Origin of the sequence: Pedobacter sp. HDW13 (assembly GCF_011303555.1) — a bacterium.
In the GTDB taxonomy this organism is placed as follows: Bacteria; Bacteroidota; Bacteroidia; order Sphingobacteriales; family Sphingobacteriaceae; genus Pedobacter.
Genome location: NZ_CP049868.1, coordinates 2,832,186 through 2,846,009 on the forward strand (window position 1 = coordinate 2,832,186; position 13,824 = coordinate 2,846,009).

Consider the following 13,824-nt stretch of genomic DNA (forward strand, 5'->3'; position numbering starts at 1 on the left):
ATACTAAGTTATATATTTTTAGCTAAGGACTAAGATTAAACGCAAAAAAACGTCATCTGATTGGCGAATGCTTCCAGATGACGTTTTATATGTTAACGGTTTTTTATGCTAAAGTAGCATCAATCGTAATGGTGGTGTTTAACAATTTAGAGATCGGGCAATTTTTTTCTGCATCAGCCACCAATTCGTCAAATTTATCTTGCGATAAGCCCGGTACCGAAGCTGTTAATGTTAAATGCGATTCTACAATCTCTCCTTTTGAAGGATCGAGGTTAATCTCACATTTGGTTTCCAGTTTATCTGCAGTAAAACCTGCTTCGGTTAAGTTAGCAGATAATTTCATGGTGAAACATCCGGCATGTGCCGCTGCAATTAATTCTTCAGGGTTGGTACCCACACCTTCCGCAAAGCGCGAATTAAAAGAATATTGTGTATTGTTTAAAGTTGTGCTTTGCGTGGTAATATTGCCAGCACCCTCTTTAATAGAACCTTGCCAAACGGCCGTTGCATTTCTTTTCATGATCAAATTTATTTTTGGTTGATTTTAGATTGTTTAACAGCTAAAGATAAATATATGTTTGTACAAGGAATGAAAATCTTTGTTAAGAAATAGATCTGTTTTGGCAGATTATTCAATTTCAGAAATGGTTTCTTCTTCAGGCCTAGTGATTTTACTCCTAAACGATTGTACCAGTAAAATGCCCACACCGATCATGATGGAAATATCGGCAAAATTGAATACCCCCGTTTGAAAAATGTAAAAGTCAATGTGCATAAAATCGGTAACCGAGCCGTGCACAATCCTATCGCATAAATTACCAATACCACCGCCAATTAAAAAACACAGTGCAATTTGAACGCTTATAGGAAGATTGCGTTTGGCAAATAGAAAATACAGTCCATAACCTAAAAATAATAGAGGTAGACCTGTTAAAATGATCAGTCTGAAAATATAGGGCATCTCATCTCCCAGGCTTAAAAAGGCACCGCTGTTTTCTACACGCGTTAAGGTGAAACGGTCTTTAATGATGCTGATATGTTCGTAATTGCTGATTTTTACGCGAACAATTTTTTTGGATATCTGATCGCAACCAAAATTTAAGGTTAATAATAAGAGCAATACCGACCAGCGTAGGTTTTTTATTTTTTGCATAATTTTTTATCTGATAATATCGGCATCAACCGGCGTATAGCCTAAATGCCTGCTAAGCGACATAATTTGCCCTTTATGATGAAACTCATGGGTAATAACATGGGTAAATAATTTCAAGGGGTTTACAATTAAAGATTCCTGATTTCTTTTTAGCTCAATTTCCTGTTGTTCATTTCCTTTAAATTTTTCTATAAATAAGCCGATGTATTCATCTACCTGGTTAAAATAGCTTCGACAATCGCTTAAGGTGTGATAATTGTCGAAAGGTAAAAACTCCTGTTCAATGCCTAATGCTCTTTCGCCTATCCATGCACTATAGGTTTGGCAGATATGTAACAGTAAATTTCGGATTGAACCTCTGCCGAACGAGCTGTTTTCGGTTAAGAAATCCTGCTCGGATATAGTCCCAATGTAAGTTAATAGGGTATTTCTTGAGGATAAAACGAAATCATATTGTTGTTTAAGCATGGCCCGATTTTCTGATCCATTTTCTATATGGAATAATCAAAGCTAAAAGAATAGCAGCAAGGCTCAGGAATTTTGCAATAATATCTCCGCTTTTTACGTAAAAGGTTATTTCGTCATTCAGGTTAATATTTGCTTTTATGGCTGTTCTTGTCCACCATTTAGTACTTTGGGTTACATCGCCACGCTGGTTAATGAAGCACGAAATACCCGTATTGGCCGAGCGTGCTACGTCGCGGTGTGTTTCTATAGCCCTAAGTTTAGCATACATTTCATGCTGATCTTTGCCTGAGGTATTTCCCCACCAGGCATCATTGGTAATAACAGCAATAAACTGGGCACCATCTTTAACCGATTGACCAACCCATTCGCCCCAAAGACTTTCATAACAGATTACCGGTGCAACACCAATACCGCTTTGTGCATAAAGTACTTCTGGCTTATCCTGCCAGCCCCAGCCACCAACGGTTCCACCAAGTTGAGCGAATACACCATCCATGAAAGAAAATACTTTTGGGAAAGGCATTTTTTCTACACCAGGCACCAGCTTCGATTTATGATAAAACTGTACGTTAGCAGAATTCTCTACCTGCATGGCTGTGTTAAAATTATCCCAATACAGGTTGTTTTGCGGGTCGTACTTTGCCGAAACTGTTTTTTTTGTCTGGTAAACCTTTATACTTTCTATCCCGGTAATGAGCGTTCCGTTTTTGTATTTACTTAAGAAGTTTTGCAGTGCAAAGAAATCAGGATTTGATCTGATCCGATCCTCCTCGGCACGGTTAGGGATAGCCGTTTCCGGCCAGATAAAATATTCGGTATTGGTTTGGCCAATTGAGTCGGAAAGATGCGTCAAAATTCTGACCTGCTCGGCAGTAGGTATACTCTCCAGTTTTTGATAAGGATCGATATTGGGCTGAACCACCACTACATTGCTGGGTGTTCCTTTTTGCTCTGCGTTAAAGTATTTTGTTAATGAAACGGCAATTGGAATAATAACGACCAATGCCCAGATACCTAAAGTCCTGAGCTTTAAATAGCCACTTTGTGTTTTTAATTTTTTGTAAGCTTCGAAAGCAAGAATATTGCTGGTTAAAATCCACAGTGAGCCACCATAAACCCCGGTATAATCGTACCATTGTGCCAGTTGGTGCATGCCTGCCAGTCCGTTACCTAAAGTCATCCAGGGGAAAGCCAGGTCCCAGGTTTGTTGCAGATACTCTAATGCAATGTAAAAGGAGATTAAGCCAATATAAGCTACGGTTTTATTAACGTACCTACCCAAACGGTAATAAAGCCAAACCGAAAAAGTCATTAAAAGTGCGCCCAAACCATAGGGGATTAACGATACCGGTATAGCTACGATGGGATTGTTGTAGGCACTAATGGCGTTGTAAACCCAGTAAATAGCTGCTGTGTTCCAAGTTAAGAACGTTAAGCCTGCAGTAAGGAAAATCTGCTTGCCGGTTTTTTTGATACCACTGTTTGCAATGCTGTCGATTGCAATTAGCAGGGGCACCAATCCAATTAACAATAATGGTGTGGTAAATGGCATAGGCGGCCAGGCCAGCCACAGTAAAAATGCACTTAAGAGGGCCAGGAGGTAGGTTTGCTTGGATTTCATATAAAATTACTTGTCATTCTGACGTAGGAAGAATCTCTACGCAGCAGAAAACTGATGCTGTTCTTGTTAATATAAGGCAGTATTACTATGTCAGAGATGCTTCGTGCCTCAGCATGACAGTATTGTTTATAAACTATCTAAAATATTTGCTTTTTTGGCTTCGTACTCTTCTTGTGTAATCAGGTGTTTATCGTACAAAGTTTTAAGCTTGCGTAGCTTTAATGTTGTTTCATCTTCAGCTTCTTCTACCACTTCGGCAATTTGGATAACCGGTTGCTCAGGTTCTGGCGCCGGGGCAGGAATTTCGGCAAATGGCTGTGCATTTAAATTAATGGGAGAGGCTGTTGCACGGTTTTCTTCCAATTTTTGCTGACGCAACATTTCTTTATACTCTTCTAACTGCTGATTAGCCGCCTGGTGTAATTTGCGTGCCTGTACTTTAGGAATAAATTCGGTTACAATATTTTCGCCGTGTTGTGGCACACAGATAAATTTAGAACCGAAAAACTCTTCTTTAAACGAAACTTCTTTAATGCTTTTCCATGAAATATCTTTAAAATTCATGGTTAAACCCAGGTTGCCCGGTTCGCAGTAAAAAATCCTTTTGTTCGAAATGGCAATGCTATCGGGTAACAAGTTTACAGCTGGCTTTTTCTGCACAGCTAAATATAAAAGCTCTTCGCCTGTAGTTAAAAGATCGTTTAATTTTCCAATCACCTTTTCAACCGCTTTTGGGTCTTGTTCGTCGCTTAGAAATCTATCTATACTAATCATAATATTTTTTAAAATTGATGTGTTGTTTATGTTCAGATGCTAATCTTCGGCATCATCATATTTGTTCTTGTTCTTTGTTACGGTTTTACCCGCTATGCAAATTACAAATTCTCCTTTTAAAGTATTGTTTTCAAAGTGTGATTTTATTTCAGTTAAAGTGCCTCTTACAGTTTCTTCGAACATTTTGGTCAGCTCTCTGCTTACTGATGCCTGCCGTTCTGCTCCCAAATATTGCGCAAACTCTTCTAAAGTTTTTAATAAACGGTGCGGACTTTCATAAAGTATAATGGTGCGCTCTTCTTCGGCCAGTTTTTTAAATTTAGTTTGCCTACCTTTTTTAACGGGTAAAAAACCTTCAAAACAAAAGGCATCGGCGGGGAGACCCGAATTAACCAAAGCTGGAACAAAAGCAGTTGCGCCGGGCAGGCACTCTACGGCAATATCGTTTTTAATGGCCTCGCGCACGAGAAAGAAACCGGGATCGGAAATGGCAGGAGTACCGGCATCCGAGATCAGGGCAATTTTCTGCCCCTCATTTAAAAACCTGATAATTTCTGAAGTGGCCTTATGTTCGTTATGCTGGTGGTGCGCGAAAACCCTTTTGTCAATGCCGAAATGCTTGAGCATGGGTGCGCTGGTGCGGGTATCTTCGGCCAAAATTAAATCACATTCTTTTAGAATCCGGATTGCCCTAAAGGTCATGTCCTCCAGGTTGCCTATTGGCGTGGGTACGAGAAATAGTTTGCCATCCATTGTATCAGGTATTTGTATCGGGTATTAAGTATTAGGTATCAAGTATCAAGTTATTGAGCTGCGGATGGTTGAAAACTGCAAACTAAAAACTGAAAACTCTTTCTATCTTTGTGAAAAAAATAAAATAATGCTGCAAGTTAACTATATCCGCGAAAATAGAGAGAAAGTTTTAGAACGTTTAAGTGTACGTAATTTTAAACAACCAGAACTGGTAGACGAAATCATTAAAATTGATGAAGAACGCCGTTCCACTCAAACTTCGTTAGATAGTATTTCTGCAGAGGCCAATGCAGCCGCTAAACAAATTGGCGATCTAATGCGAGCAGGCAAAAAAGAAGAAGCTGAGGCAATTAAAGCGCAAACTGCTTCTCATAAAGAAAATATTAAAAACCTAGGCGATAAATTAAATGAACTGGAAACGGCGCAGCATAATCTGATTGTTCAGTTGCCAAACCTGCCTTATCATTTGGTAAAACAAGGCTCAACTGCCGATGATAACGAAATTGTGCTTACACATGGCGAACCAGCAAAATTACCAACTAAGGCCTTGCCACATTGGGAGCTTGCTGCTAAATATGATATTATTGATTTCGAACTGGGCGTTAAAATAACCGGTGCAGGTTTTCCTGTTTATAAAGGAAAAGGTGCCAGGTTGCAACGTGCACTTATCAATTTCTTTTTGGATCACGCTACTGCTGCGGGGTATAAAGAAATGCAGGTACCACATTTGGTAAATGCAGCTTCGGGTTTTGGAACCGGACAGTTGCCAGATAAGGAAGGACAAATGTATCACTCAACGGTTGATGATCTATATTTAATTCCAACGGCCGAAGTTCCGGTAACTAATTTATACCGCGATGTTATTGTTAAGGAAGAAGATTTACCGGTTAAAAATACGGCTTACACTCCTTGTTTCCGCAGGGAAGCAGGTTCTTATGGTGCACACGTACGCGGTTTAAATCGATTACACCAGTTTGATAAGGTAGAGGTTGTACAAATTACCCATCCAGATAAATCGTACGAAACATTGGAAGATATGAGCCAGTATGTTCAATCGCTTTTACAAGAGCTTGGTTTACACTACCGTGTTTTACGTTTATGTGGTGGCGATATGGGCTTCACATCGGCTATGACATACGATATGGAAGTGTGGAGTGCTGCTCAGGAACGTTGGTTAGAGGTTTCTTCTGTTTCTAACTTCGAAACTTATCAAACCAACCGTTTAAAACTACGTTTTAAAGGGAAAGAAGGCAAAGCACAACTGGCACACTCGTTAAACGGAAGTGCACTGGCATTACCACGTATTGTAGCTTCTATTTTAGAGAACTACCAAACCGAGAACGGCATTAAAATCCCTGAAGCTTTGGTGAAGTACACAGGGTTTGATATGATTGATTAGGGGTAACTAACGAAGTTTTGAGGGCAAGGTGCATGAGGAACTTCGATAGTTTAGCAAGAAGGGCTAAGACTTACGAAGTTTTCACCGCATAATCCTTAGCTAACTTCGTAAGAAGTGCATAAAAAAAGCTTTGCATCACTGCAAAGCTTTTTGTTTTTATATAGATAGATGTAATTTCGATTATAGGATCAGGATCAACAATAAGATGATGATGATAATGGCACCAACTGAAAGGTAAACACCACCAGAGATTGCGCGTGCTTGTCCTTTTAACTCTCTTAATTCGCTGCGTAATGCCTTACGTTCTGCTTTAGTTAGGTTTGATTTGTCCATGTCTCTGATTTCTTCAACACGGGTTTTAATTCTTTCTAATTTTACAGCCTGTTCTGCAGTTAATTCAGTTGGATTCTTAGCAGGTTTATCAGCTGCCTGAGCCGAATTAAAACTAATGCCTAAAGCGAAAACCAAGGCTAGCGTGTAGATGAATTTTTTCATAATATTAATTTTTTTAGTGTTCGACCTCTAACTAACAAAAAACCTACCAAAATGTTCTGGTAGGTTTTAAAAACAGCTAATTAAATGTTAAATATGTTATTTGATTTCGAAAACTACATTAACACTGAAGTTTAACTTAATTTTTTTGAAGTCGATTTCCGGTGCAGCATCTGCAGATTCGGCCATTGCCGACTTCATCATGTAGTTTCTGTAAACAGGTTGTACAACATTGTCGCCACCATCCTGTATCTCAATTACGCTACCTAATTTATCGCCCAAAGCTTCTACCATGTAAGCCGCTTTTTCTTTTGCAGCTAATAAGGCTTTAATTTTCAGCTCTTTTTTCAGGCTTTCGATTTTGCTGTAATCATAGCTTTCGATGTTGGTGTTTGCAATACCTTTGGCATCAATGGCCTCAATGATGGTGTTAAACTTGTTTAAATCGCTAACTTTTAAGCGGTATTGTTTGCTGGCTAAAAAATCAGGATTTTTCTTTTTCTCTGTAGCATAGTTCCAGCTGCTTAAATTGCTGATGGTTAAATTTTCTTTTGCAATACCAGCTTTTTGAACCGCTGCATAGAGTTGTTTTTCTAATTCAGTAATTTCTACTTTTTTCTTACCGTTTAAGTATTCTTTTAGCGAAATGCCAATGTAAATAATATCGGGTGTAACTTCTGTTTCGGAGGTACCGCTAACATTAATTTTTCTGCGTAAATCTACTTGTTGAGCCATCGCTGTCGATAATCCTAAAAATGCAACTAATGCAAGTGCTATTAACTTTTTCATAATTCAAATTTTTCTTTGTGTGTACTGTAAAGATGTAAGTGCTGCACAAATTCCACACCGTGATTAAAATATTTTTTGTTTTCCCTGATAACGGGCTTCACTTTCAAATAGCTACAATCAGGCCATTATTTATTGAAGTATAGGGTGATTTTTCAGTCTATCTTGTTTATTTCCAGTTGGATGTATTTTTGTGAAATAAAGACCGAAACGAGTTTTTTTAGGCCGAAAAGGCTAAAAATAAATTATAAAATATTTTTTAAATTTTAGTGGTGATGACCTTCGTTGAGTTAAAATTGTAGCCAAAGTATAGCTTATGCCTGTACTCAAAAAGGTTAATTTGGATTGAAAAATGTAAAACGGGTAGAGCGTGTTTTCTCAATCGAGAAAAATTATGCGCAAGGTTTTATGCTTAAATAGACGGAATTATATAGGATTATAAAACCGAGCGCAGCAGAATATTTCTGCAGAATTTTAATCTTATTGTATCCTTAAACTGATACAAATGGAGCGTATTTAGCGGTTAAACTTTTGAAACTTTAACGGCAGTTGGTCCTTTTTGGCCCATTTCAACTTCGAAAGTAACTTTATCACCTTCTTTAATCTGTGTGATTAAACCATTGGCGTGAACAAAGATGCTATCCTGAGTTTCGGTATTTTTAATGAATCCGTAACCTTTACTATCGTTAAAGAAAGTAACTGTTCCTTTTTTAACCGGGCTTTCGTCAATAATATCCTCTTGTCTTGAAATACCAATCTGAATGTCTTCAGTATTGATTACTTTCTTTTTGCTTGGATCGGGTGGAGTAGAAGAGATGTTTCCGTTTTCGTCAACGTAAGCCATCATATCTTCAAGCGATAAGCCTTTTTTAGCATTAGCCTGACGTTCTTCTTTTTTCTCTTGTTTCTCTTTTTGTTTCTTTAATCGTTTTTTTTCGTTCTCTTTTTTACTGTATGTTGCCTGAGATTTAGCCATATTTTATTTAATTGTTTTGTTTTAGAAGGGTGAGTGGAATGGAGAATTATGCAAAGATAACAATACTTAAGCATAAACACGATTTTATTCGGGAATGCCCTTAATAAATTATCTAAGTTTTATTCGCCAAATTCGCATAAAATCAGTTACATAGCTGCCCAACTGGCTTTATCTACCTGGTAAACAAAATTCAATTTTACCGGTTCGCCGTAATAGGCTACTTCTAATTCGCCAACTTTGCTTGCCCTAATTTTTCTGTAGCTTTTTGCGAACGATAGTTGCTTGCGCCAATATGCAAAATTACTTTATCTACAAATTGAAATGCATAATCAAGCATCAGTGTTTTTAGCGCGCGGTTGTGCCCTTTTCCCCAAAATTCGCGACCGATAAAGGTGTAACCAACAGCAACCGAACTGTTTTCTTCATCCAGTTCGTAATATCTTGAGCTCCCTACAATTTTGCCCGTTTCTTTTTCATAAACAATAAATGCCCCTTTCGATTCGATTGCGCCCTTAAAGAAATTCTGAAAAACTGTTCTCTGGTAACGGTCTTTGTTTGGATGCTGCTCCCAGATCAGCGGATCGGATGCTACCGCATACAAGGCTTCAAAGTCAGTTTCTTTTAACGGAACTATTTGAATTAAATCGTTTTCTAAGGTTGGTTGTAAATCGAAATACATATGGGTTGGTTATAAAAACGGCCAGCTAAAAAGCCAGCCGTTTGTTGAGTATTTTATAGTAGGGACCCTGAAACAAATCCGATAGGTATTGGATCAGGGTGTCGGACTCGTAGTCTAGTCTACCAGACCTTCAATGGCAACCACTTCGTTTGCTTCTTTCTGATAATCTACTTTATCAATTTCGAAACCGAACAGGCTTAAGAAATCAGATCTGTAACCTGGTAAATCGCCAATGGCTGGCAAAGTTTCGGTTGTAGCTTGCTCCCAAAGTTCGGCCACTTTTGCCTGTACATCTTCGCGCATTTCCCAATCGTCAATCCTGATTCTGCCTTTTTCATCAACAGGAACCGGGTTGCCTGTAAATAACCTGTCGGCATATAACCTTTGGATTTGCTCAATGGTACCTTCGTGAATGCCTTCGGCTTTCATTACCTTGTACAATAAAGAGATATACAACGGAATAACCGGAATAGCTGAACTGGCTTGTGTAACCAATGCTTTGTTTACCGATACATAGGCTTTACCGTTAATATCTTTTAATTTATCGCCAATGGTAAAGGCTGTAGCTTCTAAATCGTCTTTTGCACGGCCTATGGTACCTTTGCGGTAAACCGGTTCGGTTAAAGCAGGGCCAATGTAAGAGTAAGCCACTGTGGTAGCACCATCAGCCAAAAGGTTATCGGCTTTTAGGGCGTCAATCCACATTGACCAATCTTCGCCACCCATTACTGCCACGGTGTTGGCAATATCTTCTTCTGTTGCAGGCTCGATCGAAACTTCGCTTACATTGCCTGTATGGAAATCGACAGTTTTATTGGTGTAAGTTTCGCCGATTGGTTTTAAGGTAGAACGGTGTAAAACTTCTGTATCAGGGTGTTTTCTAACCGGAGAGGCTAAACTGTAAATCACTAAATCTACCTGACCTAAATCAGCTTTGATCAGTTCGAGCGTTTTTGCTTTGATTTCTTTTGAGAAGGCATCGCCATTGATGCTTTTAGCGTATAAGCCAGCTGCATGTGCTTCTTTTTCAAATGCGGCACTGTTGTACCAGCCCGGTGAAGCAGTTTTACCTTCTGAAGGTGCTTTTTCGAAAAATACGCCAATGGTAGAAGCGTCAGAGCCAAAAGCAGCAGCAATTCTTGAAGCTAAACCGAAACCGGTTGAAGCACCAATTACCAATACTTTTTTAGGGCCGTTGATAGCTCCTTTTGATTTTACATATTCAATTTGATTCTTTACGTTTTGAGCGCAACCGTCAGGGTGTGCTGTTAAACAGATAAAGCCCCTCATTCTAGGTTCGATAATCATTTTTGTTCTTTTTTACGTTTTGTAATGTTAAAATAAGGACGCTTTAAAGGACTCTTGAAAAGCTTTAGTGCCCAAATCTTTAACGAAGATAAATTTTTAATTGCTTAACATTAAATGAATTTTAAATATTGAAGGTTTTTAAGTGGAAGCGTGTTTCTATTTTTAACCGCAAAGGGGGCAAAGAAACGCAAAGCTATAGTTATTGGCAATTAGACTCCGGACTTCTAACTCCCGACTTCCGACTCTCACATATTTCTTTTATTTTAGCGGCACACAGATAAAACCGGTAACCATTAATGAAAAAGCTATTACTGCCCATCTTATTTATTTTGATGGCATTTGGAAAACTATCAGCACAGACTCAAAATCAGAACTCTGGCTGGTTTATGTTTTTAAACAATACTAAATTTAACGATAAATGGGGATTGCAATTTGATCTTCAAGTTCGTTCGGCCGACGACTGGGGTTACGTACGTAACATTCTGGTGCGCCCGGCAGTGCAATATTTCATCAACAATAAAAGTAATGTGGCCCTGGGTTATTTATGGCAGAACACCGAATTAAGGTTATTGGGTTCTTCTAATAATTCTTTAACCGAACACCGTATTTTTGAGCAATACATTTATAACCATAAAATCAGTTCAGTATTTACGAGTCACAGGTTTAGGTTAGAACAACGTTTTATTGAGCGTTTAAACAACGAAGACTTGTTTTCGCAACGGTTTCGCTATTTTGTAAGGTTTATTAAGCCTTTGCAAAAAGCACAGCCAACTTTTACCAAGGGTGCTTTTGTAGCTTTACAGAATGAAATTTTCTTAAACCTGCAGAACAAAAGCCAGATTAATAATAGTGTTTTTGATCAAAACCGCGCATACCTGGCTTTGGGCTACCGTTTTTCGAAGCAGTTTGATGTTGAGGCAGGTTATATGAACCAGGCGCAACATGGGGCAACGGCTAATACAGTTAATAATATTATCCAGTTAGCACTGTACACCAGGTTTTAATTTTAAAGTCATTTTTTGTACAACAACTCTTACAAAGTGTTAAAGCTGTTGTAATTGACCTTGCTTTTTGCTCAATTTGCCGCGTGAAAAAATTTACCATTCTATTTTTAGCACTTTTATTCGGCAAGCGGATGCACGCACAAGAAATTAAAAGTTCTTCTGCCAACCAAACGCCGACCTCGAAAAGTTTATTTAACCCTGAACACAAGCGGAATTTTTCGCGTAAAGGCGATTTTTATTTTCATTGGGGATACAATAGTTCCTGGTATGGCAAAAGCGATATCCGTTTTCAGGGGCCGAACTACGATTTTATGCTAAAGGATGTTGTGGCGCACGACAGGCAATCAAAATTAAGTTGGGAATATTTAAATCCCGGTTTAATTACGGTACCTCAGTATAATATTCGGGTAGGTTATTTTATAAAAGATAATTACAGTATTTCTATTGGCTGGGACCACATGAAATATGTGATGGATATTCCGCAGACTGTTGCCATTACCGGACATATTGGTCCAAATATTTCGCATGAAAATACACCTACTGGTACATTGGCAGGTGATTATAATGGCCAAAGTATTAATGTTAAAGAAAGCATGCTTACTTACGAGCATACAGATGGCTTTAATTATGCCAATATAGAAGTAGAGCGTTATGATGATATTTGGGTTGCACCAGGTGGCAAAACCTCATTAACTTTAGAAACCGGTTTAGGCGGTGGGCTAATGGTACCACGTTCTGATGTACGTTTGTTTGGCCAGGGCCGCAATAACCACTTCAGCATTTCTGGCTACGGTGTTTCGGCAAAAGTTGGTTTGAAGTTTTACATCTGGAAAAACTTTTATGTACAAAATACAACCAAATTTGGGGCGACCAATTTAACCAATGTACACACCACAGGCTGGGACGAGTTTGATAAAGCCAGTCAGAAAATTAACTATATCGAAAACATCTGGTTAATTGGGGTTCAGTTTTAAAAGAGATTAAAGGAGGCTTAAGCCTCCTTTTTTGTTTCCTGATCATCTTTCTGCTCTTTAATTGCCGCCGCAATCTTTGCAATATCTTTAAACGGAACATCGGCAATGAGGTTGTGGATGTTCGTTTCTTCCTCGCGCCTTATTAATTTCTTTAATGGATGCTTGTCGCTAAGTATTTCGTTTTTATTGAGGTACCAAACAAATAGATCGGCAGGTTCGCAAATTAAAAGTTTGCATAATTTCTCGATATGATCTAACCTGATCGACCGTGTTTTACCATATAGAATGTAGTGCGCCGGGTGTGGCGTGAAACCTGCTATAGTGAGGTAGGTATGGGGACGTTCAATGCCCCGGGCAATAAAAATTGGAATTACATTTAAAAATAACATATTGTTAATCGGTTAAGTGATAAAAAACGGTATTCAGTTTATCAGGCATGATTAAACAATAGCTATAGCGGATGTAAAAAGCTGATGGACGATTTAAAAACATAAAATAACGATGTTAAAAGGTCAAAATTTTATGTAATAAATAAAATTAAGTTGCTAATCTCTATCACTGTTGTTCAGTAGTTTTTAAATCTGTACTAACTTGCTGAAGCTCCTTGCCGAGTTTGTTTTGGTTAAAGAAGGCCGCTAGCGCTTTCAGTCTTTTTCTATTGTCGTATTTCAGGTTTGAATTTAGCTTTTGCTGGCATTTTGAACATAGTCTGGCTATGCTTCTATCAGTTTCGCCTAAACTATTAGTGCCATTCATTAGGCAATTGGCTTCAACACATGGGTTAATCCAAACATGTGGCCAATTTCATGTGAAGCGGTTTTTAGAAGTCTTTCGAGGCTTAAATTAAATTGCTCATTTGCAAGGGGCTTTTTATGGAACCGGTAAATCGAGTTTACAGCCAATCCTTTCTCATAAGATGCCAGCCCGAACACAAAATTCCATTTATCATTCGGGAACAAATCCATTTCGGTTATGCCAAGGATGGCGATTGCATCTTTTGGCCTCCCAACGGCTACAACGGTATCACGTATATAGGTGGCTAATAGTTGTTCGTGTTGCTGGCTTATCCTCCGGGCATGTGGTGGCACAATATTGTTGTTTACTTTGGGCAGCAATACTGTATTAAGCTGGAAAAACTTTTCTAAATACTCACGGGTAAGTTGAATTTGTTTCCACTCGTGTACCGAAAATTCTCCAATTGGTTTTAGATAAATGGTTTTTAATATTTTGTTGGGCGTAAGTGGGTGACTATTATGGTAATTGGCCAAGGTTTGAATTCGTTCCTGATGATTAAAAAGCCAGTCGCCTTTTTGTGTTTTTTTTAGCGGAATATCATTTTTAGCCACTGCACTAAAATAGCTGGAATTGTTGTTGCAAGATGCCAGCGCTACTATGATAAACAGGTAAACCAAAAGAGAATAGATCGCCCGCTTCATA

The 13,824-nt window shown here is 38.5% G+C and carries 16 protein-coding genes; 3 read left to right on the forward strand and 13 right to left on the reverse strand.

Going from position 1 to position 13,824, the window contains the following annotated elements:
• Positions 1-103 precede the first annotated feature (103 nt).
• From G7074_RS12115 to rsmI, 6 genes are all read right to left on the reverse strand, one after another.
• Positions 104-520 carry an OsmC family protein gene (locus tag G7074_RS12115; RefSeq protein ID WP_199748427.1) on the reverse strand — a complete coding sequence of 139 codons (417 nt, stop codon included), beginning with the start codon at positions 518-520 and terminating at the stop codon, positions 104-106.
• A 108-nt stretch (positions 521-628) separates the two neighbouring features.
• The gene (gene lspA, locus G7074_RS12120) at positions 629-1,153 is read right to left on the reverse strand and encodes a signal peptidase II (RefSeq protein WP_166208582.1); all 525 of its coding nucleotides are present in this window, start codon (positions 1,151-1,153) and stop codon (positions 629-631) included.
• A 6-nt stretch (positions 1,154-1,159) separates the two neighbouring features.
• A complete protein-coding gene (locus tag G7074_RS12125; protein WP_166208585.1) occupies positions 1,160-1,621 on the reverse strand; it encodes a DinB family protein in 462 nt (153 codons plus the stop codon).
• Positions 1,614-3,242, reverse strand: coding sequence for an apolipoprotein N-acyltransferase (gene lnt / locus G7074_RS12130; protein WP_124562550.1), 1,629 nt, complete (start codon positions 3,240-3,242; stop codon positions 1,614-1,616). Before lnt ends, G7074_RS12125 begins: the two co-directional genes overlap by 8 nt.
• A gap of 126 nt (positions 3,243-3,368) precedes the next feature.
• Positions 3,369-4,016, reverse strand: coding sequence for a PH domain-containing protein (locus G7074_RS12135; RefSeq protein WP_124562551.1), 648 nt, complete (start codon positions 4,014-4,016; stop codon positions 3,369-3,371).
• 39 nt (positions 4,017-4,055) lie between these two features.
• Positions 4,056-4,769, reverse strand: coding sequence for a 16S rRNA (cytidine(1402)-2'-O)-methyltransferase (gene rsmI, locus G7074_RS12140; RefSeq protein WP_199748428.1), 714 nt, complete (start codon positions 4,767-4,769; stop codon positions 4,056-4,058).
• Between the two features lie 127 nt (positions 4,770-4,896).
• Between rsmI and serS the strand changes: the two genes are divergently transcribed.
• Positions 4,897-6,168: a serine--tRNA ligase gene (gene serS, locus G7074_RS12145; RefSeq protein ID WP_124562553.1), complete on the forward strand. Its 1,272-nt coding sequence runs from the start codon at positions 4,897-4,899 to the stop codon at positions 6,166-6,168.
• 180 nt (positions 6,169-6,348) lie between these two features.
• Here serS and G7074_RS12150 read toward each other — a convergent pair whose 3' ends face one another.
• The 5 genes from G7074_RS12150 to fabV form a co-directional block, all read right to left on the reverse strand.
• Positions 6,349-6,663, reverse strand: coding sequence for a hypothetical protein (locus G7074_RS12150; protein WP_124562554.1), 315 nt, complete (start codon positions 6,661-6,663; stop codon positions 6,349-6,351).
• Between the two features lie 96 nt (positions 6,664-6,759).
• Positions 6,760-7,449 carry an SIMPL domain-containing protein gene (locus G7074_RS12155; protein WP_124562555.1) on the reverse strand — a complete coding sequence of 230 codons (690 nt, stop codon included), beginning with the start codon at positions 7,447-7,449 and terminating at the stop codon, positions 6,760-6,762.
• A 520-nt stretch (positions 7,450-7,969) separates the two neighbouring features.
• Complete coding sequence (locus tag G7074_RS12160) at positions 7,970-8,422, reverse strand: cold-shock protein (protein WP_124562556.1); 453 nt, start codon at positions 8,420-8,422, stop codon at positions 7,970-7,972.
• 223 nt (positions 8,423-8,645) lie between these two features.
• Complete coding sequence (locus G7074_RS12165; protein WP_240916526.1) at positions 8,646-9,101, reverse strand: GNAT family N-acetyltransferase; 456 nt, start codon at positions 9,099-9,101, stop codon at positions 8,646-8,648.
• A 114-nt stretch (positions 9,102-9,215) separates the two neighbouring features.
• Positions 9,216-10,409: an enoyl-ACP reductase FabV gene (gene fabV, locus G7074_RS12170; protein ID WP_124562558.1), complete on the reverse strand. Its 1,194-nt coding sequence runs from the start codon at positions 10,407-10,409 to the stop codon at positions 9,216-9,218.
• A 296-nt stretch (positions 10,410-10,705) separates the two neighbouring features.
• On the opposite strand from fabV, the gene G7074_RS12175 reads away from it, so the two are divergent.
• Positions 10,706-11,413, forward strand: a complete 708-nt coding sequence (locus tag G7074_RS12175; protein ID WP_124562559.1) for a DUF2490 domain-containing protein — start codon at positions 10,706-10,708, stop codon at positions 11,411-11,413.
• 83 nt (positions 11,414-11,496) lie between these two features.
• Positions 11,497-12,387, forward strand: a complete 891-nt coding sequence (locus G7074_RS12180) for a hypothetical protein (protein ID WP_233603989.1) — start codon at positions 11,497-11,499, stop codon at positions 12,385-12,387.
• A 17-nt stretch (positions 12,388-12,404) separates the two neighbouring features.
• On the opposite strand, the gene G7074_RS12185 is transcribed toward G7074_RS12180, so the two are convergent.
• Entirely contained in the window at positions 12,405-12,776 is a 372-nt protein-coding gene (locus G7074_RS12185; protein ID WP_166208588.1) for a helix-turn-helix transcriptional regulator, read from the reverse strand.
• Positions 12,777-13,142: 366 nt separating this feature from the next.
• Positions 13,143-13,823 carry an archaemetzincin gene (locus tag G7074_RS12190; protein ID WP_205944184.1) on the reverse strand — a complete coding sequence of 227 codons (681 nt, stop codon included), beginning with the start codon at positions 13,821-13,823 and terminating at the stop codon, positions 13,143-13,145.
• Position 13,824 lies beyond the last annotated feature (1 nt).